Genomic DNA, 24,637 nt, shown 5'->3' with positions numbered 1-24,637 from the left:
CAACTGTCGCACATTTCTCTCTTCATCTTTCCAGGTAAAAGGGGGAGACAGAAGGAACAAGGAACAACAAAAACGCTCCTGGTCTCCCCAACTCCCACTCCCCCCACTCCTCCAGCTATGCTAAACTCACAGTTAAAGTGTCTGTAAACTTTACTCAAACTACAAGCAAAATTTATGAGTTCTTCAATAGGCCTTTTGGCAACCACGCTAGCGACATTTCTGCAAATCTATCTAGTCCTGATGATTTTTCGGGTGCTGTTAAGCTGGTTCCCCAATATCAATTGGTACGATCCCCCGTTTTCGATTTTGAGTCAGTTAACAGATCCTTACCTGAATCTATTCCGCTCGATTATCCCCCCCTTGGGAGGGATTGACTTTTCGCCAATGATTGCGTTTTTTGTACTTCAGTTCGGCTCAGAATTCTTGATCGGTCTTTTGACCAGCTTGCAAACATCCTTGTAGTTTGAAAAGCTTAAGTTTTTAAGCATCGAGCGTAAATTGTTTGGCAGACCTAGCTGCCTGCAACTAAATTTTAGATTTGACATTTTTAGATTAACTCCCCGGTTGAAAAGCTGGGGAGTTAATCGTACATTAGAAATGAGAAATTACCAGCCACTCAACAATCTCAAATCTAAAATCTACAATCGAAAACTGCATTGCGGTTTCACGGGCACCCAACCCAAAATCTCAAATTAGCAATCTAAAATCTCCAAGAGTTTTGTTAGCGGCGAACCACGCCAGTAAAACCTGTAGCTTTAAATTGCTTGAGCTTTAAAGGTGTTCGTTGATTGGCAGCAACGGAAATTCTGAGCTGAAAATCGCTAACTCCGGGAGGAACTTCTTCTATAGAACCTAAGCGAGTTCGGTTTTGCATCACCGGATTGTCATCGGCATCATAAATGCGGCCGAAAATATCGGCATTGACAACTGGTTTGCCGGTGCTATTTTCAGCTTTCCCAGTAATCAAAAAGCAGGTAGCTTCCATAGAACTGCCGCTGGTGACTGTTCCTTCTCCCATTTCTGCCGGACATTCGCGATAGGAAAGGTCGGAAAGTTTAATCTGCGTTAGAGCCCAAGCAGGTGGAGTGAATACCAAACTAAAAATTCCGATTAGGCAAGTAGCAAAAAAAAGGCTGATAGCTCGAAATTTCATAAATTGCAGCGCAAGTATATTTTAATTCTCAGCTTAGCGCGAATTCAGCCTCAAATTCCTACTTATAGGAATTCTGAAAACTACAGCTACTTTTTGAAGAAATGGCATTAGTCTAGACCTAAATGCTGGCGCAATGCTTGGCGCATCACATCAACTGGGACCGATTCTGTATCCAGCCAAATTTTTAAGGCGGCTGCTCCTTGTTGAACTAGCATTTCTAGTCCGTCAATAGCTCGCGCTCCCCGAAGCTGTGCATCTTTGAGAAACTGCGTAGGATTCGGGGTGTAAATTAAATCATAGACGATCGCACCTGCTGAAATTCGATCGAGCGCACCATCCGCAACCGGCGACTTTTCCCCCTGCGGATACATCCCCACAGGCGTCGTGTTCACCAGCAAATCTGCCTGCGAGATTAACATTGACAAATTATCCCAAGTATGAACCTGCAAATTCTGCACGGGCATCGGAGAATTGACCCAAATCTGCTGAAATTCCGCTAAATTTTGTTCGCTGCGGCCGACAACGTGGATCTCTGCACATCCCAATTGAGCGCATCCAGCCACAACAGCTCTCGCCGCCCCGCCATTCCCCAAAATTACCGCTACTTTCTGACTCCAATCGGAACCCCCCCTAGCCCCCCCTTGGTAAGGGGGGGGACAGGATTCGACAGCCGTATTGCCCCTTTCTAAGGGAGAAATTGAGTCTTTAGCCTCTCCTTGATAAGGGGGGGTTTGCAGGGGCGCTAGAAAGCCTTCAACGTCAGTATTTGTGCCGCACCAACCTTTGTCAGTCAGGTATACGGTATTGACTGCGCCGATCGCTCGGGCGATCGGGGAAACTTCCGACAGCAGCGGTAAGATTGCTTGTTTGTGAGGAATCGTGATGCTAAATCCCCGAACGCCGATCGCCGCAAATCCTGCAAGAGCAGCTTTTAAATCCTCTGGTTTTACCGGAAACGGCAGGTAAACAAAATCGACTCCCAAGTGGGAAATAGCAGCATTGTGCATCGCCGGCGATAGAGAATGTTCGACGGGATGACCAATTACTCCCAACAGTTTAGTAGTGCCTTTAATCATTTTTGTTAGTTGACTGTTGACTGTTGACTGTTGACTGTTAACGGTTGAGTTTTGTTAGTTTTCATACCAGATCCTGCTACAGTTGGGCCCTTATTCTTTAGTCGGCTAGCAGTGAACTTCGTTGGTTCAGAAGCGATTTTCCTCGCCGAGTGACTGTCAACAGTCAACAGTCAACTGTTTCCCGAAACTCTTTGGCGTCAGCCAAAATCGGATTGACATCAAACCAATAATCTTCGCCGTAACGGTATTCAAACACCCAGAGACTACGCAGCAAGATTTGGTATTTAGTTTCCCCGTTCACAGTTTTGGTAGCGGATACTTGGCGCAGCAATTGCCACTCATCCGGTTCGATCGCCAAAGTAAGCTGGTGGCGGCGCTGAACGATCACATTTTCCAAAGTTTCCCGCGACAGAGGTGGGTCTTGTTTCTGCAGACAGCCATACAGTAGTTGCAGCAAATTGCGGACATGACCGCCACTGACTCGACACAGGCGATCGAGAGTTTCCGCAGAGTCGAAAACTTTGCCAACCAAAGCATAGCGCTGCGAAGGGTGCACCGTCGGAAAAGCCCGCGCCAGAACCATCTGCTGCAGCAATTCCACACCCTCAGAACACTCAGAACCGTCGCTCAACTGCACCGGCACCATCGGCAAAACCTTCGGATCTACCCCAAAGCGATTGGTCAACTGGCCCAAATCGTTAGAGAAAATCAGCACCAAAGGAATTGTATACACGACGTGGCAATTTAGTCTTGCCAACTGTTCGCCGCGATCGACAAACAGGTATTCCGGCTGCAGCCGCCCCGTCGGTTTCGCGCACAGGTGTATGCGATCGAGATTATCGATAATTACTACAAGTCCTTGTTTCCCTTGGCGTTTGAGTTCTTGATTAGCCGGCTCCAGCAACTCCTTATTCAGTGCATCTAAAATTACATTAGTTCGCGGCTCCAAATATTGCCTCAACTCCGATCGCAGATTCGGAGCATCTTTCGCTTTAGCAGTAATTTTGCCAATTCCCAACGCCAGAGAAAATTCTCCCTCCGTGCTAGCATTTATTTCCCCAACACCAGGGACATTAGCTTCCGCGCTCAAGTCTATTTGAGTTTGAAAAACATCAGCAATCCCTTTGAGCAAAGCTTTAAAACCCGTCGGTTGCAGCTTAATTTTCATTTTCTCGATGCTTTCGCTCACCTGACGAGCAACGCTCAACAAAATGTCAGTGATATCTACATCTGCCATGTCTAAGTCTTTACTCGACTCAAAGTAAACAACATGAAATCCTTGTTCCTGCAATTGAGCTTGCAGCCGCAGCAATTCAGTTGATTTACCAGAGCCGATGTGACCGGTGAATAATTGACAGGTAGGTGCATCGGGGGACAGACGGCTGATGGTGCGCTCCAATTGTTCTACGATTGTGCCGCCCCGCACTGATGAGAAATCGATATAGTATTGTCGGTCTTTTTGATTTGCTACTGCCAGGGTGTAGCTGGGATTGCAGGCGCTATAAAATTGCTGTAACTTTAGTTCCATACCCTGTTCGCTCAAAACTACATTATGCCCTAATAGCTTTTTCGTTTCGCTATGGTAACAATCAGCACAAGTTATCAACTTATTTTGATGTTTTCTGGGACGCTCAATATCTTGATTCCTCCCTAAACCCGCACGTAAAAATTATACTTAATTTTTGCGTACAGAGAATCAATAGAATCAGCTAATACTCATAACTAAGTAATTCATGTGCGTACAGCGAGCGCGACTTTTTTGACATCACAGACGAAAATTTGGCAGTAATGTTCTCGGATCAAAGTGGCTATTGGAGTACGGTTAACCGAAGCAACCAAAATAGGTAGTAATTAGGTATCCAGAAACCTGGTTTTTTTAATAATACCTTCGCCCTTTTCACAGTAGGTTGGGTTCTTGTGAAGCGAAACCAACAACTGATTTTAGATTGGCAATTTGAGATTTTAAATTGGAGCAAAAATCTCAAATTGAAAATTGATGGCGTTGTGTACGAGTGCTTCAAGCCAACCTACTTTCTTAGAGCATTTTGACTTAGACGCGAAGGTATTGTTTAAGAAACCCGGTTTCTCTGTGTGATATTTTTTTGGGAGCTACTTATTGTTAATCAATTCTACCATTTTGCGACAGACACCTGCTAGCGAAGCGGTGTTTTGGGGTGTGACGAGCCTCTCCCGGGCAACAGACGAAACTTGAAAACCGGCTTTCTTAGCAAACTCTCTCTTTCCTCACTCTGCGCCCTCTGCGCCCTCTGCGGTTAAAAAAACTCCAAATTATACAAAAAAAGGGCTGGTAACTACACCAGCCCTTCAACTAATTTTAGAGGTTAAATTATTGCTAATCTAACATCTAAAATCTCAAGTCAATCTAGCTTCTGTCACTAGCAGCTACTGGCTCAAAGCTTGGAACCACCAACTCATCATTCTGCTTGGTGAGTTGATTGTACAGCCTTTCGGTATTCGGGAAATTCGCAGCAGGCAGAGTCGGGAAGCGACGGTAAGGAACTGTATCCTCGCCAAACGCCTCGGCATATTCAACGCTGTTCAACATCGCGTTGATAAAGCCCTTAATGCCTTTACTTGCCAAGATTTGGTTGTACGTCCGAATCTCCGCTTGATTGCGGGGAGCACGGCCCAAGAAGTGCTTGGTTCCCAACTCAATCACCTTAGTATTGGGATAAGGTGCGTAGAACTGTTTGATGTACAGCGACGAGCAGCCCAAAGCCTCAATGAACTCCTTGAGATTGATTTCATTGTTGCCCAGTTTGCTTTCCAGCGCCGTGAATTCATTCTTCACAACATAGGGGTTGATGTCGCGCTCAAAAACTTGACGGTAAGCAGCTTGAATTAAAGTTTTCAAAGCTACTTTGTCCGAAGTATTCGTCAGCTTGAACACCTTAGTTTGTTCGCGTCGCTTGCTGACACCTTGAGCGAGGCTATTTTGTAACTCGAAATCGCCCCGATCGAGCGCAGTGCCGAGTTCGATAAACCGAGGAGTTTCGGGCGTCTGAGCTTGGACATTTTGCTCAGCGACGGAACCCGATCGCATCGTCCGCATCGACAAACCACCGGGAGTCACATAGCGCTCGTAGGGCACTGTATCTTCCCCAAAAGCTTCGTTGTACTCCGTGCTGTCCAGGATGCTATCGACCAGCGCGTAGAAACCCTTCTTGGCGCAAATGTCAAAGTAAGCGTTCATTTCCTGGCGGCCATAGGTAGGGCGTCCTAGGAGCCGGCGGTGAATGTACTCGATCGCCTTACAAACGTAAAGCTTGCTCCAGTACATATTGCGGAACACGTCAGACTTCGCCAACATCCGAATAAACTCGCGCATCGGAATCTCGCCGTTTTCCAGCTTAATTTCCGCTACCTTTTGGCGCTGGCCGTCGAACACGTCGCGACCAAACACTTGCAGGTAAGCTGCCCGAATCACCGCTTGTGTGGAACTTTCGGTAAATTTGACACTGGAAGCATTGCTGTAGCTGCTGGAGACACCGCGGGCAGTTTTCTTGGAAGCAACATAGTTGCTCGGTAACTGGTCTAATTTAAAGACCTTGGGGCCGAGAGAACCAGGAGCAGCACCGCGAGCCGCCGGATTGCTCAACTGATTGTCAATACCTGCACCTTGACGGATCAGGATACGGCGAGTGTCTTTGCCGAAGGGAGCCGGACGGCTCTTGGGGTTGCGAGTTTCTTTCGGGAAAATCGCGCCAAACTGAATTTCTAACGGATCATTGCCAACACCGTAAACGTGCTGGTCTGGCAGAGGCTGGTTGTAGCCAGCAAACAAGGTGATGAACTGAGGAACCTTGCGGAACGGAGCGCTGAAATTGAACAAATCAATTTGCGGGCCCCAGTTGCGACACTCCTGAGCTTCTTGGCCCAAACCGCGCAGGTAAGGCACTGTTTCTTCGCCGAAGTAGTCGGAATACTCTTGGGAATAAACCATCGCGTCTACCAGGGCTGGCAGGCCGCCTTTGCTGACGATCGCAAAATACTTGCTAAATTCCTCCCGCGAGCTCAAACCCCGACCTAGGAAGTGACGAGCGGCTAATTCTACAGCACGGCTGTTGACAAAAGGCTCGTAGAATTGCTGACGGTAAAGAGGAGATTTGCCAAGACGACGAATAAACTCTTTCATCGAGATTTCGCCATTTTTGACCTTGGATTCCAGGTCAGAAATGCTTTGGCTGTATGCGCGGGTAATATCGCGCTCGAATACTTGGCGGTAAGCTGCTTTGATTACTTCTAGCTTTTCTGCCGAAGACAGACCGGTTTTCATGACGAATTTCGACCGTCGCTCGGCTGCATTGAAGTAGATTTGAGGCAGTTGCAAGCCTTGCTGGTCGTTGCTTTCGCGCTGCCGCACCTTGTCTGAAGGTGTGGGAGCTTTGAATTCGGTAATTGCTACGTCGAAATACTGTCCGACGATCGCACTTGCCTCTGCATTGTTTCTGAAATATCCCAAAGATGCTGCCTTCATTTCCTGCATTGCCACAATTGTGGCCGCCGAAGAGCAAGCATTTTCGATGATTTCCCGCAATCCGCGCACGTTTACCGAAATAATGTTCGGGTCGCCAGCGACAATTGCGTAGGTGATGTAGCGCAAAAACCAGCTCAAATCCCGCAGAGATTTGGTCATGTTGCCCGGGCCGTAGCGCGAGACATTGATCGGCTGAAATCCTGCTGGGATTGGGCCGCTGTAGCCGCCACCGTTGCCAGAAAATAGATTTCCTAGCCCCAAGAAACCACCGCCGCCACCGCCGTTGCCGCCAGCGCGGCTTTCTACGTAGGTGACATTTCCCAGCTTCATGCCTTCAGAGACATTCGCCACACCGGCGCGAGCCGCGCCTGCTACAGCCATCGCAGGTTCTTGTGGTCTTTCCAAAAATGCCAGCGGGGAACCGCCGGTAAAAATCCGGTTGGCTGCGCGGGATACTATCAGTTCCGAGTTTTGGGTCAGCGTCGCAGAGATATCGATCCGAAGAGCCCCGGAACTGAAATAACTTGCTAGTTCGCTGAGTTCGCCCCGCTGTAGAAAGCGGTCTTGCTGTTCTGCTTGCGAAATTGTTGCGACCGGTACAGTTTGATATAGTTGCGGACGCGCAACCGAGCTTCCACCACTTGCCTTTACAGTCATTAGACTCCTTAGCTCCCTATCCAAATAGTTGCAGCATTTAACCAGACTAACCTTGCCTTCTGATGCAGGTCAAAGTAGGTATTTTTGCTTTGTTTACTTTTTGCCTTTACCTGTCACGAGGTTCGGGCGCGCTTACTTTCTTAGATTAAAATGTTTTGGTTTCATCTTTCTGCCTGCCGGGAAATGTCCGATCCGAAGGCAGGCACGGGGTACTCCCTCCGCTGCGATCCGCCGGTATACCCGTGGAAAAAAAGACTCGGCAGGAGAGTTGCCTTTGGGCGATTGCAGCAAGTGCCGTCAATTAAGGGAAAAGAAAATCAAAAATTTCTTCTGCCTTTTTCTCTTGCCTTTAACTTTCTGCTTAAAGACGCCTCCGCTTTACCCGACAGTTCAGCGGTGGGTTATTGACAGTCCTCGTTTGTGAAAAAGCCTGCCGAGATTTATTGTATAGATTTAAGAGAGCGTATATGAGAAAAAATGATAAGTTTTATTACGCAGAAGCTGTCAGGGCTTGGCTACCAGGGGTTAGTCGATCGCCCGATCGCTCTCTCTTAGGCTTCCCAACTTGGCGAGACGCCACTTTGGTTGCCAGTAACGCAGCAATAGAAGTGCATCGCGTCGCGCTGTTCGTCCGTAGCTACTGACAACCAATCTCAAAACCCACGCACTATTACCTCACCTATGGATACTACGCCTGATATCAGTGCTGCCGTGCGGCGGCTTTACGATACTTTCCCTTTCCCGCCCGATCCTTTGTCAGATGAACCGCCCCCTGGGTACAACTGGCGCTGGAGTTGGCCTGATGCTTACAATTTTTGCACTGGCCAAAAGCCGCCAAAACTCGATATTCGGATTTTAGATGCTGGCTGCGGCACTGGTTCGAGCACCGATTATCTGATTCACCTCAATCCTGAAGCTTCGGTAACGGCGATCGACCTGAGTGAAGGTGCTTTGAAGGTAGCACAAGAACGCTGTCGGCGATCCTCTTCGAGGGCTTCGCTAACGGGAGCGCGCGAAGCTGATTTTCGCCACCTCAGCCTGTACGATGCCGCCGAGTTAGAGGGCGAGTTTGATTTGATTAACTGCGTGGGCGTGCTGCACCACTTACCCGATCCGATCCGGGGCATTCAAGCGCTGGCGGCGAAGTTGGCGGAGGGCGGTTTAATGCACATTTTTGTGTATGCTGAGCTCGGACGCTGGGAAATTCAATTGATGCAAAGGGCGATCGCACTTCTTCAAGGCCCGCAAAAAGGTGACTATCCCGATGGTGTGAAAGTCGGTCGTCAAATCTTTGCTTCTTTACCAGAAAACAACCGTCTTGTCAAGTACGAAAAACAGCGTTGGGCAGGAGAAAATCAGCGGGACGAATGTTTTGCTGATATGTACGTTCACCCGCAGGAAATCGACTACAATATTGAGACTTTGTTCGAGTTAATTGATGCTTCGGGATTGGAATTTATTGGTTTTTCAAATCCGGGATATTGGCAGTTAGAAAGACTTTTGGGGAAAGCGCCGGAATTGATAGAAAGAGCTCAGGGTTTGACGGAACGGGAGCTTTATCGATTAATTGAATTGTTGGATACGGAAATCACTCATTACGAGTTTTTCTTGGGCAAAAAGCCTGTTAATAAAATTGATTGGTCGGACGATCAGGCTCTTTTGGCGGCAATTCCAGAGTTGAGTGGTTGTATGCACGGTTGGCCTAGTCAACAAGTGTTTGATTGCAACTACCAATTGCTCAATTTGTCAAGTGCTGAATTTGAGTTTTTGCAAGCTTGCAATACCAAAACTGTGGGAGAGATTTTGACGGATGTGGAGATGGGATTGGATGAAGTGCGATCGATCTTATCAAAACAGCTCATTTTGCTAACACCGAAATTATAGGGCTTTTTCATTATTTGAACGAACCGCGAAGACGCCAAGAGCGCGAAGGAAGAACAGCATCTCTTTCTTTCTCTTCCTTCGCGTCCTTCGTGCCTTCGCGGTTCATTTTATCTTACTCAATTACTGACTCCCGGTAAAATCCGAAATAGATTGACACAGGCCCCCGTCTGCGGCTACGCTTTGAAGTTAGAGGTTGCTTTGCTTGTAGAGGAAGTAGCCCGCGTCGCCCAAAAATCTAGTTGCACTGCCCAAAGCTGCTGGTAACAGCAATGGACAGCTCACCGCCAAACTGATCACAGCAGTCTGGAGGCTAACGGAGTATCTTAACATCCTCTGTAGCCGCCCTGCTATCCGTTGAAAAGCGGGGCGGCTGGGTTTTTGGGTTTTTCTAGAAAACCCAAAACCAGGAGAACATAATTATGTCACAGGAATTCTTGCCTGACGACAACAAATTCGATCGGCCAAATGACGACTCAGCAGCAGAATCGGAACAGGATGTGGTGTGTGTTACGGTGACAGGTTCGCCCAAGGGTGTCAGGGAAACCATACTCACTTTGTACCGCCTGGGATTTGCCCAAGTTGGCGATTGGAGTCCCGTACAGCGTGCAGCTAATCCGAACCAAGTGATGAGTGTGCTAATTCGCCGTCGGAAGCGCAAAGCGTAGGTGTTTGCTCGTTCCCAGGCTCTAGCCTGGGAACGCATTCCATGAGGCTCTGCCTCAAATTTCCCTATCTAGACCTTATAACCGTTTTAGCTGACCACTTTTGCATTTGCTGAGAAAAGCTTCATAATGCTTGCTAAGAGCGTTTTGATTGGGTGCTGTTTTTTTATCCTGTGGTAAAGTCAGTTTTCGATCAGCCAGATATTGGTAACAGGTGCCGACGAGTTCAGGGGCAATCGCGACTTCATTGGTATCTGGCTGAATTGATAGTAGATGCAAATCGAATAGAGTGTGTATGTCAGCTCTGAGCGGTAGACCATTTGTTAAATGATTGCTTGGAATACCGTGATATGGAATTATATGTGCTGCTTCTATAGCTGACTCTACATCACAATCAGTTATTGGACATCGACCACCGTAAGCAATTAACAACTTACGCCGAAATTCAGCCTGTCCCGGTCGCTGCACAATAAAAGCAGCTTTCCATCGTCTGACATCTTCAAGAGTTTCAGCCTCAACATATCCCTCAGATTCAATTTTCTGACGCTCAGCATCTAGCTCAGGTAACGCTAGATTGCGGGTCTGGAAGTAAGAGTCGAGAATGGTTCGCAAATCACCACAACCTCCATCGTCTTGACCATGCCCCAGAACTTGCGGGGGAATCGGCACCGGATTACCTCGCAAATCTAGTTTTTCCAAATTCTTCATGCTGCGAATCGCCTCCGGGATTTCAGCAATCTGATTGTTAGGAAGGAACAGCTCTTTTAGATTCGACAATTGCCCGAGCACATCTGGGATAGAGGTAATCTGATTGTTACTGAGGTAAAGCCATGTCAGATTCAACAGTTGACCGAGCGCATCTGGGATAGAGGTAATCTGATTGTTCCGGAGGTAAAGCCCTGTCAGATTCGACAGTTGCCCAATTGCTTCTGGGATAGAGGTAATCTGATTCTCATTGAGCATAAAGGATTCCAGATTTGACAGTTGCCCAATGGCTTCTGGGATGGAGGTAATCTGATTGCAATTAAGGAAAAGATATTCCAGATTCGACAGTTGCCTAATCGCTTCTGGGATGGAGGTAATCTGATTGCCACTAAGGATAAGCCATTCCAGATTCGACAGTTGCCCAATTGCTTCTGGGATAGAGGTAATCTGATTGTCACTAAGGAGAAGCCATTCCAGATTGGACAGTTGCCCAATCGCTTCTGGGATGTAGGTAATCTGATTCTGGCTGAGGTCAAGCTTTCTCAGATTGAACGGTTGCCCAAGCCACTCTGGAATGGAAGTAATCTGATTGTGACTGAGGAAAAGCCTAAGCCGTTCCATATTGGGCAGTTGCCCGAGCCACTCTGGAATGGAGGTAATTTGATTCTCACTGAGATGAAGGCATTCAAGATTAGGCAGTTGCCCGAGCCACTCTGGAATGGAGGTAATCTGATTTCTGCTGAGGTCAAGCCACGTTAAATGCGTACACTTGACAATCTCCCGCGACAATTCCTCCAGCCTCACCCCCGACAAATCCAATTTCGTCAATTTTTCCTCGGCAGCCTGCTCGATTCGCCGCACTGCTTCCTCTCGTCTCATGTCCTTTACCTCTAAGTAATATTCATTTTACTATGACCATAGTTTAGTCGGTTGGAAAAAACGGTTTTATCCCCATTTAGGACTTGTAACCGCTACAGCTTTATACTGATGAATCTGTACCAGTTCCAAGTTTTTGTAGAGTATGACACTTTCCGTAAATAGATAGGTGTTAAATTTGGGGCATCAATTGACAATTGCCCATGTTGGATAACCGTGCTCTGGCTGGGCGGTATTTTCTAGTTTGTTCTTTTTGATATTTGCTAAGCTTTATAAGTTGATTTTTGTAATAATAATATGGCAGCGCCAAAAAGCCCTAGCTCTGGAGCATTCAATAACACTTTTTCAAAAATAAGTGAATGCTACATTTGTAATAAAAATATTGTTCCTAAAGAGATATATAATGAGCATATTATATTAAATTCATTAGGTGGAAGGTTAAAGTCTAAATCTTTAATATGCAGACAATGTGCCAGTAAGTTAGATAAGATTGACGCAGCATTATCACGGTCACTAAACTCGTTTGGTCTTTTATTGAATATTCCGCGAGATAGAGGCACTAACCCTCCCATTCCAGCGACTAGAACTGACACCGGTGAACGTATTTCTCTTGATTCAGGTGGGAAGCCAGTTGTTATTAAACCGATTATTACAGATAAGTTAGCTGATAAGGAGCAACCTTCTCTTTACATTTCTGCTAAAGACAAACCGCAGATGAGAGAAATCCTAACAGGATTGAAGCGCAAATATCCTTTATTAAATGTTGAAGAATTAGTAAACAGTGCAGTTGCTCGACAGGAGGATATTCCTCCTGTAATTATTAATCTATCATTTGGTGAGGAAGAATTCCGCTCTGTTTGTAAAATGGCAATTAATTTTTATATGTATCATGACGGAGAGCGCGATCTAATTTCTCATTTAATTCCCTACATCAAAGATGGATGTGAGAATCAGTATGTTGGCTATTATTATCCTGATGAGTTGATAGCAGCATCTAACTCAAGTGAATCATTTATTCATACTTTATATATCGAAGGAAATCCACAGGAAAAAATTTTATATGGATACATAGAACTTTATAGCGCATTCAGACTAATAATTTTACTTTCTGATTCGTATGAGGGAGATTTTTTTCAACAAGTTTATAGCTTTAATGTCCTTAGTAGAGAAGAAATGGAAAAAGAAATAAATATCAATGTTTCTAGAAAATAAATATTGAATTTAGTAAATAATCCTGAACCACCACTTAAAAAAATTGAGAGTGCTATCAAGATTTTGGTGGATGCTATCAAATTAAACCAGATAAATAAAGCGATAAATAAAGACATAGAAGATTTTTCTCAAAATATTCCAGAGGGGACAATTGTTGATGGAAAAATGTTGCAGGAATTATTTGCAAAGTTGAAGTTGAGTAAGACAATTTTCCCCGCCTAAGCCCTGTAACCCTTGCAACCACATCAAGATAACGGTTTTTTTACCTGTATAAATAAATTTTGAAATTAGAGGTATTTACCATTAATTAATAATATCCTCAATGAAGTTTTGGAGAAGTTGAGAAATTTGTTCTTTCGTCATAGTATCTTCCAAAGAGTGATTTGCAATAGATCTTAAAATGCTGGCTGTTAAATTAAACTCAGGGTCTAGCTCCTCTCGGTTAAGACAGTTCAAACACCAATAGAAACTTATTTCATCTGTAAATTTATTTCTTATCCGTGTTTCTTTATGACAGATTGAACAAATTCTATCGTATGGATCATCGCGCCACAAAAAAGATACCTCTCCTGACTCTTCAAGACTTCTTATATTTTTAAGATAATCATTTTTTCTATGCCGATCGCCCCGTGTCGATCGGACAGCCGCCAATTTTGGAGTCTTATTGGTGGAAAACCTACTAAATTCGGCAGACATCAAAGCCTGTCTTGCTTTTGCCGCAGACCATGAGAAAACTGATCCGCCTTGGCTATTTCCAACGTCAGGGTTCTTTTTTTCTCACTACTTGCTCAAACCTGAAATCCTGACCTAAACAAACCAGGATTATTTGCAGTTATAATTACGCTTATTAGTACAAAATACTGCTTTATGGACTACCACGACATCATCACAATTGAACCGGGAAAACGCAGTGGTAAACCATGTATTCGGGGAATGCGAATCACCGTCTACGACATCTTAGAATATCTCGCCGGTGGCATGACGGAAGCAGAAATTCTGGAAGATTTTTCAGAATTAACTTCGGCAGACCTCAAAGCCTGCCTTGCTTTTGCCGCAGATCGTGAAAAAAAGTTATTTGTGGCATCCCTGTGAAACTACTGTTGGACGAAAACCTCTCAGACCAATTCCTCAGATAATTATCGGTTTCTATCCCGATTCTGTTCATGTCAAAACCCTATGACTGACAAATACTGATGATGCAGAAATTTGGGAATATGCAAAGGCAAATGATTTTGTGATTGTTTCCAAAGATTCTGACTTTCATCAACGGAGTTTACTTTACGGTCATCCTCCCAAATTTATTTATCTCCGTGTTGGCAATTGCTCAACATCTAAAATTGTTCAAATTATGCGAGATGAAATCGACATCATTAGTCATTTTGGAGATAGAGAAGCAGAGAGTATACTGGTCTTGTCGTAGCATGAAACAAAAAAAGCAAAGACTGAGGAGATATCAACTTAAGGAGTTTACAGGAGTGAAGAAAGTATCCAGTAAGTTAAGCTAATATAAAGTTGTTGATCTCTGCCCAATAATCCACTGAAAATGATGAAAGAAGACACCATTAACATCGTTGGTTTTCATGGACATATTTACTTCGACGCTGATAATCGCGATGCCGCAGCGCGTGTACGAGAAGGATTGACTCAATTTGAGGTGCAGCTTGGGCGTTGGCATGACAAACCCATTGGCCCCCACCCCCAAGCAATGTATCAAGTTGCATTTTTACCAGACCAGTTTGGCAAAGTGGTTCCCTGGTTAATGCTGAATCGTGAGGAGCTCAATATTCTCATTCACCCTGAAACAGGCGACGATGTGGCCGACCATACGAAACATTCTTTGTGGCTAGGAGAGAAACTAGAGTTGAATGTCGAATTCCTGCGACCCAGGACAGCCAACGCCAGCTTACGATCGATCCGCGCGCAAGGCGAGGGCGTTACTTCAGACTGACTTATCGCTGATAATAGATAATTAGCCGCCGATTTGAGACATGGTGCGGCTGTAATTTCCTTGAGTAGTTCCCGAATCTCGCTGCTTGAAATTAATTTCCGGTTTAATCTCTAATATTTGCTGCACTCGATCGCATTTAATATAATTATTTGTAAATTGCGTTGAGCTAAAGTGATAGCCTTTCCCTAATTTATCGCACATTTAAGAATTTGACCGACAACTCCATACCTGTCGCCTGTCAGTCCATCTAATTCGTGTTCAACATCTTCCAACCATCCAAGTTTACTTGTCCACTTACCATTAGGTAACTGTCTGGCTGCATGAGTTGGGATACCGCTAGAGTCAACATATAGTGCTATTTTCTGATATCCAGCTTCTAATATATCACCATTACAAAATTCATATCCCAGTGTTTGATAAGCCTGAATATATGCGTCTAAAGTCTCCTCTTGCGGCACGCCTTCTGGCCAATAGAATTGCTCTCCAGGTATCGGTTGCCACCAGCGATCGTCTTCACCAGCAGCCCATGCAAAGCAGTTATATTCCTGTGACTTTTGGCTGGTAACTCGATAATCAGTCCGAGACAAATTAGGCCATTTAATTTCAAGTTCCGGTCTTCTATACATTCTATTCAATCGCGTAGCCTCGATCTTTACCCCACTCTATCCAAGCTGAGGCCATCTGTTTTACCCTTCCCCTTTGTTCCGGTTTAATGGGATTTTCACCCGTAATTGCATTCAATGCAGCTAACCAGTAAAGGGGATTTTTTTTCAGTTCCGATAGCAACAGCGGTACGACTTGAGAACCCATATTAATAATTTCCTGATATGCAGGATGCTGAGACATTTGAGCTGTCGAAGACATTCCCGCAACTTCACTTTGCCATTCCGTAGCAAGAGTATAAAATTTGTCAATTACCTCGCTAGAAATTTCAGCATTTTTATTGAAGATATCTCGATCGGTATTTGCTGCGGGATTTTCTCGTTGCGCGATCGAGCTTTCAATGTTCATCAAGACTAATTCTTCGATGGATACATTCATCTGGGCAGCAACTTTTTGTAGCTTCAGCATCAGCCGGTCTGAAATGGCGATCGAGATGGTGTTCATCTGACTTACAAAATTGGATGATGTCTTAAGTGTACCAAATAAATTATATATTTCGGGCAGTTCACCCGCCGATTTGAGACATTGTGCGGCTGTAATTTCCTTGAGTAGTTCCCGAATCTCGCTGCTTGAAATTAATCTCCGGTTTAATCTCTAATATGTGCCGCACTCGATCGCGCAATTCGCCTGTAGACACCCCATTCCGTAAAGCAGTTTTTAAGTCAATTTGACCCGTTTCGTTCAGCAGACAAGGCCGCAGCCACCCGTCAGCAGACAAACGCATCCGGTTGCAGCGATCGCAAAAACACTCGGACATTTGGCTGATAAATCCTAAAGTACCTTTCGCCCCCGGAATTTGAAACACATCCGCCGGCCCATTTCCGCGCACTCCCGAGTCGGCTAACCCGTATTTGTCGCTAATTTGTTGCCGCAATTCGGCTGATGCTACCCAACCTTTATCGCCAAATAAATCCCCATTCCCGATCGGCATAAACTCAATAAATCGAACGTGCCAATTCCGGTTAATAGTTAACGCCGCTAAATCCAATATTTCGCTGTCATTCACACCGGGAATTACCACAACATTCAGTTTCAGCGGGTCGAATCCAGCTTGATAAGCCGCTTGAATTCCCTCCCAAACCTGCATCCATCGCGATCGTCCCCGACTACCAATTATTTTATCAAAAGTCTCCGGTTCCAAGGAATCCAAACTAATATTAATTCGACGCAAACCCGCCTTGTAGAGATTTTCTGCCATTCCGGCGAGCAAAAAGCCATTAGTTGTCATTGACAAATCTCGCGTTTCCGGCATTGAGGCGATCGACCTTACCAATTCCACCACGCCAGGCCGCAGCAGCGGTTCCCCACCCGTCAAGCGAAACTTGGTAAATCCGACGGGTATAAAAACTTCCCGCAGCAGAGTTAGCAATTCCGAGTGAGTTAATAACTGCTGCTGCAATACATAGTCCAACTCGCTACCTTCCGGCATACAGTAGAGACAGCGGAAGTTGCAGCGGTCTATCAAGCTAATCCGAAGGTAGTCTACGGTATCCATGTCAATAGTTTGTAATATTATTTAATTATAAATGCTGACTCGATTTTCTGCAATTATTGATAGAGAGCAATAAACCTGCATCAATTTCTTTTCACCTTCCCTCTCCTCTCTTACTCTGCGCCCTCTGCGCCCTCTGCGGTTAATAAAAAAAATCTCATTCACAACTCAAATAAACTTGCTAAATATATGTTCTTTGAATTTGAAGCTGATTTTGTGGAAGCTTTGCGCTGTATCCCCATGCAGGTACGTCTCAAGTTAGATACTTGCGGCATTAAATTAAAGTTGCAGGATTGGAATCATTTTAACCAAGCAGAACGTCAAATGCTTGTAGAGAAACCTTGCTTGACACCAGCAGAAATTATCGATTACCGAGAACAGCTAAACCAAGTATTAATTCAACAGACAGGGAAACCGGGAACTGATTTGGCCGTTGATGAAAATCCCCCCTGGATGGATGCTGCAACTGTACCGGAGTCGGTTTCTGCAAAAGCGCAAGAGCTCGGCGTGACAATTTCTTTGGCACAGTGGGCGAGTTTGCAGCCGCTACAGCGATTTGCTTTGATTAAGCTTAGTCGATCGAGCCACGAGAATAAAAACTTTCTCCCGGCGCTTCAAGAGTTTAAAGTTATTCAATGAGATCGAGTTTTAATTGACTTTTCTAGGGCGCAGAGGGCGCAGAGTCCGAGAAGGGAGATTCTGATCGTCTATTTGCCCGATCGTCCTCTGTCAATCCTCACTAAGTGAGGTTTACTTAGTGAGAACAAAGAGAACAATGTGTAACCAAGCGCAGTGTGGCGGTGGGAGAAGTAGAGTGAGGTCGATCGGACATTTAATGGCTTGAGGTTTCCGAAGCGCCAGACACCAAATTCCGAAAATATGATTAATTTTATTTTAAGTATTGTTACCGCAGCGTGGTATTATTTTTCTGAGTTTGCAAAGCACTCGCCTGCTACCTGCATTAGTTTCTGAGCTTCGTGAACACGCAAAACACACCCACCGAACCCACACCAGCAACCGAGGATATTCCTCAAGCTGGCACAGTCTCAACAGTCTCGACAGTCTCGTCCGAGACAACAAATCCCATGCAAGACTTTTATCGCCTCCAACAAGAGTTGTTGGCGTACACCCTTGCTTTTACGGCGATTATTTTTATCTCCGTTTGGATTTTTTACTCCCTCAACATTGCCCTGAATTATTTGCTTGGGGCGGTCACAGGTGTGGTTTACTTAAAGATGTTGGCTAGAGACGTTGAACGAATCGGCAGCCAAAATCAACGCATCAGCAAGACAAGGCTCGGTTTGTTTTTCGCGGTGATGATAGTAGGAACACAGTGGAATCAGCTACAGATTTTACCGATATTTTTGGGATTTCTGACTTACAAAGCTGCGCTGATGGTTTACGTGATCCGAAGTGCATTAGCACTAGATTACAGGTAAGTCAGGTAAGAAGAGCAAAACTCAACTCATCGATTTGTATGGGGAAGCCCGTTGAATGGCAATGCTTGACGTTCTAAACACCTTTAATCGTTTCCCCCTCGCCAAATTGGAAGTTGGCCAGCAGTTGTACTGGCAACTCGGCAATCTGAAAGTTCATGGACAGGTTTTTCTAACCTCGTGGTTTGTAATTGCTGTTTTAGTCGTAGTTTCGATTTTAGGAACCAGCAAAATCCAGCGAATTCCCAGCGGAATGCAAAATTTTATGGAGTATGCGCTGGAATTTATTCGGGACTTGGCTAAAAACCAAATTGGGGAAAAAGAATATCGCCCTTGGGTACCGTTTATTGGTACATTATTTCTGTTCATCTTTGTGTCAAACTGGTCTGGCGCTCTAATTCCTTGGAAGCTGATTAAGCTGCCATCAGGTGAACTGGGAGCTCCTACCGCTGACATCAACACGACGGTAGCATTTGCACTGCTGACTTCTCTAGCATATTTTTATGCAGGTCTCAGCAAAAGCGGCTTGGGGTATTTCGCCCACTATGTTGAACCGGTGCCTTTCATGTTGCCGTTCAAAATCATAGAAGATTTCACTAAGCCTCTGTCCCTAAGTTTCCGTTTGTTTGGCAACATTCTTGCGGACGAATTGGTGGTCGGAGTGCTAGTGTTGCTAGTGCCTTTATTTGTTCCTCTGCCAGTGATGGTTCTGGGACTATTTACCAGTGCAATTCAAGCTTTGATTTTTGCAACCTTAGCCGCAGCCTACATAGGTGAAGCTCTAGAAGGCGGTCACGGCGAAGAACACCACTAACTAACGATAAACGGCGAAGAATGAAGGAGGAAAAAGAAAAATTCTGAACTCAAACTTTCTCCCGTTAAATCGGACAATTCTGTAGACTATCTGTTCTCAATTTTGTACTTTAGATAAGGAAAATCATCATGAACCCAACAGTTGCTGCCGCTTCCGTAATTGCCGCCGCTTTGGCAGTAGGTTTAGCTGCAATCGGCCCTGGCATCGGTCAAGGAAATGCAGCAGGTCAGGCTGTAGAAGGGATTGCCCGTCAGCCGGAAGCAGAAGGTAAAATTCGCGGCACCTTGCTGTTGAGTTTGGCGTTCATGGAAGCGCTCACAATTTACGGTTTGGTCGTAGCCCTAGTGCTGCTGTTTGCCAACCCCTTCGCATAATAATTGGAAATTTTAGATTTGAGGTTTTGGCGATTCTAATCCAAAATCTCAAATCTAAAATCGATTAAGCGAATTAGATGGAAGCCGTCAAAAAATCATGATGCACTGGACAGTATTACTAGCAGTTGAAGAAGCGGCTAAGGAAGGGGGACTGTTTGATATAGATGCTACGCTGCCTCTGATGGCGGTGCAGTTTTTAATTCTAGTCGCAGTCTTGAATGTAATTTTTTACAAGCCGCTCAGCAAGTCAATTGACGATCGCGCCGATTACATTCGCAACACTCAAGTCTCCGCGCAAGAACGCTTGGCAAAAGCTCAGCAACTAGCGCAGCAGTACGAGCAAAAACTGGGAGAAACTCGCAAACAGTCTCAATCAGTAATTGCTGCGGCTCAAGCTGATGCCCAAAAAATTGGGGCAGCAAAAGTAGCTGAGGCTCAACAAGAAGCTCAAGTCGCGCGAGAAAAGGCTGGGCAAGAAATAGAGCAGCAAAAGCAAGATGCAATGCGCTCACTAGAACAACAAGTAGACGCGCTCAGCGGCCAAATTCTCGAAAAGCTATTAGGGCAGTCGCTGGCCAAATAGCGAGACCGAAGAGTTTTAGATTTTTGAGGGAATCTCAAATCTAAAATCGCTTCACCCAATCTGCACGCGCAATTATGGAAGAGTATCATGGGGACTGTTTTATTGCTAGCCACAGAAGCTAGCGGCGAAGGTGGTTTCGGTTTAAATTTCGATATTTTAGAAACCAACCTGATTAACCTGGTCATTATTATTGCAGTGCTGTTTTATTTCGGGCGCGGATTTGTAGGTAAAATCCTGACAGAGAGGCGTTCGGCCATCCAAGAGGCGATTCAAGAAGCAGAAAAACGCCAAAAAGATGCAGCAGCAGCTTTAGCAGAGCAACAGCAAAAATTGACTCAAGCGCAAGCAGAAGCCGAACGAATTCGGGCCGCTGCTGAAGAAACTGCCAAGAAAGCAAAAGAAGCAATTCTAGCTCAGGCAGCGCAAGACGTTGAACGCATGAGAGCAACAGCAGGTCAAGAGTTGGAAGCGGAGCGGGAAAGAGCGATCGCCCAACTGCGATCGGCGGTTGTATCTCTGGCATTAGCAAAGGTGGAAAGCCAGCTAAAAACTAGCTTGGACGACGGCGCTCAACACCAATTAATCGATCGCAGCATTGCGTTACTGGGAGGCTAAAACGTGAGTACAGTCAGCACAGAAGTCTTACAGCCTTACGCATCTGCCTTGATGTCACTGGCTCAGTCCAACAATCTCTCAGAGAAGTTCGGCGAAGATATTCGTTCCTTGCTGAGCCTGCTAGAAGGTTCGGAAGACTTGCGTCAATTTTTAGCCAATCCGCTGGTAAAACCGGATGCTAAAAAAGCCGTGATTCAGCAAATAGCGGGTGAAGAAATGAGCCCCTTGATGCACAGCTTTCTGAAGCTATTAGTAGACAAAGGAAGAATTCTTTTTTTAGAAGGGATTGGCAAACAATACTTGGCAAGGCTCCGAGAACTAAACCAAACAGTATTGGCTGAAGTTACATCGGCAGTCCCGCTTTCAGACGCTCAACAGCAGACTGTTCGCGAGAAAGTGCAGGCGATGACCAGCGCTAGTCAAGTAGAAATTGAAACCAAAATAGACGCAGATTTAATCGGCGGTGTGGTAATCAAAGTAGGCTCTCAAGTAATTGATGCCAGCCTGCGGGGACAATTGCGCCGTCTAGGAATTCGATTGAATTCCTGATTTAAGGAAGCAGGAGGAAGGAAGAAGGAAGCAGGAAAAAAGAAGAAGGAAGAATCACACAGGAAGCAGAAATAAATTAATTTCTGTTTTTGAGCTGTTAGTCCCAAATTCTGACTACCAAATCCCTATTCTTTCTTGCCGAAAACATCGACAGACAACTAACAACTGACAACTGACAAATAATAACTAACATGGCAGCAATCAGACCTGACGAAATTAGCAGCATTATTCGCCAGCAAATTGAGCAGTACGACCAAGACGTAAAAGTCTCTAACGTCGGTACTGTTCTGCAAGTAGGCGACGGCATTGCTCGGATTTATGGCTTGGATAAAGCCATGTCTGGGGAATTGCTAGAATTTGCCGACGGCACTGTGGGCATTGCACTGAACCTCGAACAAGATAACGTGGGTGCAGTGTTGATGGGCCAAGGCCTCGGCATTCAAGAAGGTTCGGCAGTTACTGCTACTGGCAGAATTGCTGAAGTCCCCGTTGGTGAAGCAATGTTGGGACGAGTAGTTGATGCTTTGGCCCGTCCGATTGACGGCAAAGGAGAAATTAAAACTACTGAATCTCGCTTGATTGAATCTCCGGCACCGGGGATTGTTTCTCGCCGTTCTGTTTACGAACCCATGCAAACAGGAATTACCGCTATTGATGCGATGATTCCGGTGGGAAGAGGACAGCGGGAACTGATTATCGGTGACAGACAAACCGGTAAAACTGCGATCGCGATCGACACAATCATCAACCAAAAATCGGAAAACGTAATCTGCGTTTACGTGGCGATCGGTCAAAAAGCTTCTACAGTGGCTAACATCGTCAACGTCCTGCAAGAAAAGGGCGCGATGGACTACACGATCGTAGTAGCAGCCAACGCTAGCGACCCCGCAACCCTGCAATACTTGGCTCCCTACACAGGTGCTAGCTTAGCCGAGTATTTCATGTACAAAGGCAAGCACACTTTGGTCATTTACGATGACCTTTCCAAACAAGCACAAGCTTACCGCCAAATGTCTCTGTTGCTCCGCCGTCCTCCCGGTCGCGAAGCTTATCCCGGAGACGTGTTTTACCTGCACTCTCGCTTGCTAGAACGCGCTGCTAAATTGAGCGACGAGTTGGGCGAAGGCAGCATGACTGCTTTGCCAATTATCGAAACCCAAGCTGGTGACGTTTCTGCTTACATTCCGACGAACGTAATTTCGATTACCGACGGTCAAATCTTCCTTTCTTCTGACTTGTTTAACGCTGGTTTGCGTCCCGCAGTAAACCCCGGTATTTCGGTATCGCGGGTAGGTTCGGCGGCTCAAACTAAGGCTATGAAAAAAGTAGCCGGTAAGGTGAAATTGGAATTGGCGCAGTTTGAAGAACTGGCAGCATTTTCTCAGTTTGCTTCTGACTTGGATAAAGCTACTCAGAATCAATTGTCGCGCGGTCAGCGCTTGCGGGAACTGTTGAAACAGCCCCAAAGTTCGCCTCTGCCAATGAACGAACAAGTGGCTGTAATCTATGCCGGTATTAACGGCTATATGGATGACATCCCAGTGGAAAAAGTCAGCAAGTTTACTGTTGGTTTGCGCGACTATTTGCGGACTAGCAAGCCGAAGTACGGCGAAATAGTTCAAGGCGGAAAAGCTTTGACTGATGAGGCTGAGAAGCTGCTGAAAGAAGGCATCACAGAATACAAGCAAACTTTCTTGGTTTCTGCGTAAATCGAGTTGGAATTTTGAACCGCAGATGAACGCGGATAAACGCAGATTATCGGAAGTTCATCTGCGTTTATCTGCGTTTATTCGCGGTTTTAATTAAAAAGATGCGGGCAAGGGACTAAGGAGAAAATTATGGCAAATCTGAAAACTATTCGCGATCGCATTAAGTCGGTCAAGAACACTAAAAAGATTACAGAAGCAATGCGCTTGGTGGCCGCTGCAAAGGTGCGCCGCGCTCAAGAACAGGTGACTGCTACTCGGCCTTTTGCCGATCGACTGGCAGAGGTATTGTACGGTTTGGCGGAACGCTTGCAGTTTGAAAATTTGGATTTGCCGCTGCTGAAAAAACGCGAAGTGCGGACTGTGGGGCTTTTGGTCGTTTCCGGCGATCGGGGTTTGTGCGGCGGCTACAACAGCAACATCATCAGATACGCCGAAAATCGCGCTAAGGAAATCAAAGCTGAAGGCTTAGACTACAAATACGTGTTGGTAGGACGCAAAGCTACTCAGTATTTCCAGCGCCGCGAACAGCCGATTGATGCTACTTACGCTAACTTGGAACAAATTCCCACAGCACCGGAAGCAGCCATGATTGCGGACGAATTGTTGTCGCTATTCCTGTCAGGAACTGTGGACAGAGTTGAGTTAATTTACACCAAGTTTGTGTCGCTAATTAGTTCGCGTCCGGTAATTCAAACCTTGTTACCCCTCGACCCCCAAGGTTTGGAAACTCCCGATGATGAAATCTTCCGCTTGACATCGCAAGGCGGACAGTTTCAAGTATCGCGCGAGAAGGTTGCTTCACCTACAAAGAGTTTGCCCAGAGACATGATTTTCGAGCAAGATCCGGCGCAAATTCTGGAGGCTCTTTTGCCCTTGTATTTGAACAACCAATTGCTGCGGGCTTTGCAAGAGTCTGCTGCTAGCGAGTTGGCTGCGCGGATGACGGCGATGAATAATGCTAGTGAGAATGCTAGCGATTTGATTGGTAGTTTGACGCTGACTTATAACAAGGCGCGGCAAGCAGCAATTACTCAGGAAATCCTGGAAGTTTGCGGCGGTGCTGAGGCTTTGAACGGTTAGGTTAGACTTGACAATTTGTTGATTTTATGGTATGCGTCTGGGGGAACTCAGGCGCTTTTTTTATTTATAAAGTTGTTACAATTGACCACAATGTACTAACAAAGCCAAATTCAAGATTTTTGCAGAAACCGGGTTTATGAGCGTAAATCATACCTAAAGGAATTAAATTAACGCTCTGTAGCGTTTTTCGCGGAAAACGGCATTTATTGCACTTTGGCATTAGTATGCACTAAAGCATATAGTTAACATAATGCACCTGTATGCAAAAAGCTGGTTTTTAGGCAAACTACATAAAAATGTCAAAATGTATATGTTGTAAAGCCTTGAGCCTGTATGGATGAAAACAAGACTGTGGCTATTAGAGTAGAAATGCCGCCGGATCTGCGGAACCGATTTAAGTCGGCTGTTGCTAGGGACGGTAAAAATATGAGGGATGTTTTGCTGGAATTTATGGAGCAATATGTCATGAAGGCTGAGCAACCAAAAATAGAAGCAAGTCAAAACCAAAACAACACATAGCTGCTGTGTGCAGTGGTGGAGCGATCGCATACAGGGCAAGACATTTAGTTTTTAAACTAGACCTCTTGCGAAAGTCTCAGGCGATCTCTAATTTAGTCTTTAAAGAAAGTTCATAATTATAAATGCCAGCGA

The 24,637-nt window shown here is 45.5% G+C and carries 31 protein-coding genes; 20 read left to right on the top strand and 11 right to left on the bottom strand.

Translation table 11 applies throughout. From position 1 onward, the window contains the following. The first annotated feature begins 174 nt into the window (after positions 1–174). Positions 175–462 carry a YggT family protein gene (locus QT996_RS19340; RefSeq protein WP_333048390.1) on the top strand — a complete coding sequence of 96 codons (288 nt, stop codon included), beginning with the start codon at positions 175–177 and terminating at the stop codon, positions 460–462. A gap of 259 nt (positions 463–721) precedes the next feature. On the opposite strand, the gene QT996_RS19335 is transcribed toward QT996_RS19340, so the two are convergent. From QT996_RS19335 to QT996_RS19320, 4 genes are all read right to left on the bottom strand, one after another. Further along, a complete protein-coding gene (locus tag QT996_RS19335) occupies positions 722–1,153 on the bottom strand; it encodes a hypothetical protein (protein ID WP_190657424.1) in 432 nt (143 codons plus the stop codon). Between the two features lie 107 nt (positions 1,154–1,260). Continuing rightward, entirely contained in the window at positions 1,261–2,229 is a 969-nt protein-coding gene (locus tag QT996_RS19330) for a shikimate dehydrogenase (protein ID WP_333048388.1), read from the bottom strand. 163 nt (positions 2,230–2,392) lie between these two features. Next, on the bottom strand, positions 2,393–3,757 hold the full coding sequence (locus tag QT996_RS19325) for a P-loop NTPase fold protein (protein WP_333048387.1): 1,365 nt from the start codon (positions 3,755–3,757) through the stop codon (positions 2,393–2,395). An 855-nt stretch (positions 3,758–4,612) separates the two neighbouring features. Then, positions 4,613–7,384, bottom strand: a complete 2,772-nt coding sequence (locus tag QT996_RS19320) for a phycobilisome rod-core linker polypeptide (protein ID WP_333048386.1) — start codon at positions 7,382–7,384, stop codon at positions 4,613–4,615. Between the two features lie 150 nt (positions 7,385–7,534). On the opposite strand from QT996_RS19320, the gene QT996_RS19315 reads away from it, so the two are divergent. Genes QT996_RS19315 through QT996_RS19305 form a run of 3 tightly spaced genes read left to right on the top strand, consistent with a single transcriptional unit; the run spans position 7,535 to position 9,268 of the window. Further along, complete coding sequence (locus QT996_RS19315; RefSeq protein ID WP_333048384.1) at positions 7,535–7,792, top strand: hypothetical protein; 258 nt, start codon at positions 7,535–7,537, stop codon at positions 7,790–7,792. Between the two features lie 59 nt (positions 7,793–7,851). Next, on the top strand, positions 7,852–8,028 hold the full coding sequence (locus QT996_RS19310) for a hypothetical protein (protein WP_333048382.1): 177 nt from the start codon (positions 7,852–7,854) through the stop codon (positions 8,026–8,028). A gap of 37 nt (positions 8,029–8,065) precedes the next feature. Next, positions 8,066–9,268 (top strand): class I SAM-dependent methyltransferase, encoded by a 1,203-nt coding sequence (locus QT996_RS19305; protein WP_333048381.1) that lies wholly within the window; start codon positions 8,066–8,068, stop codon positions 9,266–9,268. Between the two features lie 186 nt (positions 9,269–9,454). Here the strand turns inward: QT996_RS19305 and QT996_RS19300 are convergent, their stop codons facing one another. Then, the gene (locus QT996_RS19300; protein WP_242717095.1) at positions 9,455–9,598 is read right to left on the bottom strand and encodes a hypothetical protein; all 144 of its coding nucleotides are present in this window, start codon (positions 9,596–9,598) and stop codon (positions 9,455–9,457) included. Positions 9,599–9,687: 89 nt separating this feature from the next. Between QT996_RS19300 and QT996_RS19295 the strand changes: the two genes are divergently transcribed. Beyond that, positions 9,688–9,933 carry a hypothetical protein gene (locus tag QT996_RS19295; RefSeq protein ID WP_333048380.1) on the top strand — a complete coding sequence of 82 codons (246 nt, stop codon included), beginning with the start codon at positions 9,688–9,690 and terminating at the stop codon, positions 9,931–9,933. Positions 9,934–10,008: 75 nt separating this feature from the next. Here the strand turns inward: QT996_RS19295 and QT996_RS19290 are convergent, their stop codons facing one another. Beyond that, the gene (locus QT996_RS19290; RefSeq protein ID WP_333048379.1) at positions 10,009–11,514 is read right to left on the bottom strand and encodes a leucine-rich repeat domain-containing protein; all 1,506 of its coding nucleotides are present in this window, start codon (positions 11,512–11,514) and stop codon (positions 10,009–10,011) included. A 294-nt stretch (positions 11,515–11,808) separates the two neighbouring features. Between QT996_RS19290 and QT996_RS19285 the strand changes: the two genes are divergently transcribed. Together QT996_RS19285 and QT996_RS19280 are read left to right on the top strand one after the other, a co-directional pair. After that, on the top strand, positions 11,809–12,723 hold the full coding sequence (locus tag QT996_RS19285) for an HNH endonuclease (RefSeq protein WP_333048378.1): 915 nt from the start codon (positions 11,809–11,811) through the stop codon (positions 12,721–12,723). A gap of 3 nt (positions 12,724–12,726) precedes the next feature. After that, positions 12,727–12,945: a hypothetical protein gene (locus QT996_RS19280; RefSeq protein WP_333048377.1), complete on the top strand. Its 219-nt coding sequence runs from the start codon at positions 12,727–12,729 to the stop codon at positions 12,943–12,945. An 81-nt stretch (positions 12,946–13,026) separates the two neighbouring features. Here QT996_RS19280 and QT996_RS19275 read toward each other — a convergent pair whose 3' ends face one another. Continuing rightward, a complete protein-coding gene (locus tag QT996_RS19275; protein WP_333048376.1) occupies positions 13,027–13,419 on the bottom strand; it encodes a hypothetical protein in 393 nt (130 codons plus the stop codon). 171 nt (positions 13,420–13,590) lie between these two features. Between QT996_RS19275 and QT996_RS19270 the strand changes: the two genes are divergently transcribed. The 3 genes from QT996_RS19270 (at position 13,591) to QT996_RS19260 (ending at position 14,671) form a co-directional block, all read left to right on the top strand. Beyond that, a complete protein-coding gene (locus tag QT996_RS19270; protein ID WP_333048375.1) occupies positions 13,591–13,815 on the top strand; it encodes a DUF433 domain-containing protein in 225 nt (74 codons plus the stop codon). A 142-nt stretch (positions 13,816–13,957) separates the two neighbouring features. Beyond that, complete coding sequence (locus QT996_RS19265) at positions 13,958–14,143, top strand: DUF5615 family PIN-like protein (RefSeq protein WP_333048373.1); 186 nt, start codon at positions 13,958–13,960, stop codon at positions 14,141–14,143. Positions 14,144–14,266: 123 nt separating this feature from the next. Next, complete coding sequence (locus QT996_RS19260; RefSeq protein WP_333048372.1) at positions 14,267–14,671, top strand: DOPA 4,5-dioxygenase family protein; 405 nt, start codon at positions 14,267–14,269, stop codon at positions 14,669–14,671. Between the two features lie 21 nt (positions 14,672–14,692). Here the strand turns inward: QT996_RS19260 and QT996_RS28685 are convergent, their stop codons facing one another. The 4 genes from QT996_RS28685 to moaA all read right to left on the bottom strand — a co-directional run bounded on the left by QT996_RS28685 (position 14,693) and on the right by moaA (position 16,829). Beyond that, the gene (locus QT996_RS28685; protein WP_445304579.1) at positions 14,693–14,872 is read right to left on the bottom strand and encodes a hypothetical protein; all 180 of its coding nucleotides are present in this window, start codon (positions 14,870–14,872) and stop codon (positions 14,693–14,695) included. Then, positions 14,857–15,297, bottom strand: coding sequence for a DUF7689 domain-containing protein (locus tag QT996_RS19250; protein ID WP_333048371.1), 441 nt, complete (start codon positions 15,295–15,297; stop codon positions 14,857–14,859). The genes QT996_RS28685 and QT996_RS19250 overlap by 16 nt, the downstream gene beginning before the upstream one ends. A 1-nt stretch (position 15,298) precedes the next feature. Further along, positions 15,299–15,778, bottom strand: coding sequence for a hypothetical protein (locus tag QT996_RS19245; protein WP_333048370.1), 480 nt, complete (start codon positions 15,776–15,778; stop codon positions 15,299–15,301). Between the two features lie 61 nt (positions 15,779–15,839). Next, positions 15,840–16,829: a GTP 3',8-cyclase MoaA gene (gene moaA / locus QT996_RS19240; protein ID WP_333048369.1), complete on the bottom strand. Its 990-nt coding sequence runs from the start codon at positions 16,827–16,829 to the stop codon at positions 15,840–15,842. Positions 16,830–17,015: 186 nt separating this feature from the next. Between moaA and QT996_RS19235 the strand changes: the two genes are divergently transcribed. From QT996_RS19235 to QT996_RS19190, 10 genes are all read left to right on the top strand, one after another. Continuing rightward, entirely contained in the window at positions 17,016–17,465 is a 450-nt protein-coding gene (locus QT996_RS19235) for a nitrate reductase associated protein (RefSeq protein WP_333048368.1), read from the top strand. A gap of 338 nt (positions 17,466–17,803) precedes the next feature. After that, complete coding sequence (locus QT996_RS19230) at positions 17,804–18,265, top strand: ATP synthase subunit I (RefSeq protein WP_333037348.1); 462 nt, start codon at positions 17,804–17,806, stop codon at positions 18,263–18,265. 55 nt (positions 18,266–18,320) lie between these two features. Further along, a complete protein-coding gene (gene atpB / locus QT996_RS19225; RefSeq protein WP_333048367.1) occupies positions 18,321–19,076 on the top strand; it encodes a F0F1 ATP synthase subunit A in 756 nt (251 codons plus the stop codon). A 128-nt stretch (positions 19,077–19,204) separates the two neighbouring features. Beyond that, on the top strand, positions 19,205–19,450 hold the full coding sequence (atpE, locus tag QT996_RS19220; RefSeq protein WP_006631105.1) for an ATP synthase F0 subunit C: 246 nt from the start codon (positions 19,205–19,207) through the stop codon (positions 19,448–19,450). 97 nt (positions 19,451–19,547) lie between these two features. Continuing rightward, positions 19,548–20,033 (top strand): F0F1 ATP synthase subunit B', encoded by a 486-nt coding sequence (locus QT996_RS19215; protein WP_333048366.1) that lies wholly within the window; start codon positions 19,548–19,550, stop codon positions 20,031–20,033. A gap of 87 nt (positions 20,034–20,120) precedes the next feature. Further along, positions 20,121–20,648 carry a F0F1 ATP synthase subunit B gene (locus tag QT996_RS19210; RefSeq protein ID WP_333048365.1) on the top strand — a complete coding sequence of 176 codons (528 nt, stop codon included), beginning with the start codon at positions 20,121–20,123 and terminating at the stop codon, positions 20,646–20,648. A gap of 3 nt (positions 20,649–20,651) precedes the next feature. Then, positions 20,652–21,197 (top strand): ATP synthase F1 subunit delta, encoded by a 546-nt coding sequence (gene atpH, locus QT996_RS19205; RefSeq protein ID WP_333037345.1) that lies wholly within the window; start codon positions 20,652–20,654, stop codon positions 21,195–21,197. Positions 21,198–21,388: 191 nt separating this feature from the next. Next, positions 21,389–22,906, top strand: coding sequence for a F0F1 ATP synthase subunit alpha (gene atpA / locus QT996_RS19200; protein WP_333048364.1), 1,518 nt, complete (start codon positions 21,389–21,391; stop codon positions 22,904–22,906). Between the two features lie 129 nt (positions 22,907–23,035). Further along, entirely contained in the window at positions 23,036–23,986 is a 951-nt protein-coding gene (locus tag QT996_RS19195) for a F0F1 ATP synthase subunit gamma (protein ID WP_333048363.1), read from the top strand. A gap of 333 nt (positions 23,987–24,319) precedes the next feature. Continuing rightward, the gene (locus QT996_RS19190; RefSeq protein ID WP_333048362.1) at positions 24,320–24,505 is read left to right on the top strand and encodes a hypothetical protein; all 186 of its coding nucleotides are present in this window, start codon (positions 24,320–24,322) and stop codon (positions 24,503–24,505) included. Positions 24,506–24,637 lie beyond the last annotated feature (132 nt).

The sequence above is a fragment of the Microcoleus sp. S13C4 genome (assembly GCF_036700865.1).
Lineage (GTDB): Bacteria > Cyanobacteriota > Cyanobacteriia > Cyanobacteriales > Microcoleaceae > Microcoleus.
Note: the sequence above shows the minus strand (reverse complement) of the source record. Positions and strands in the feature narration are given on the sequence as shown.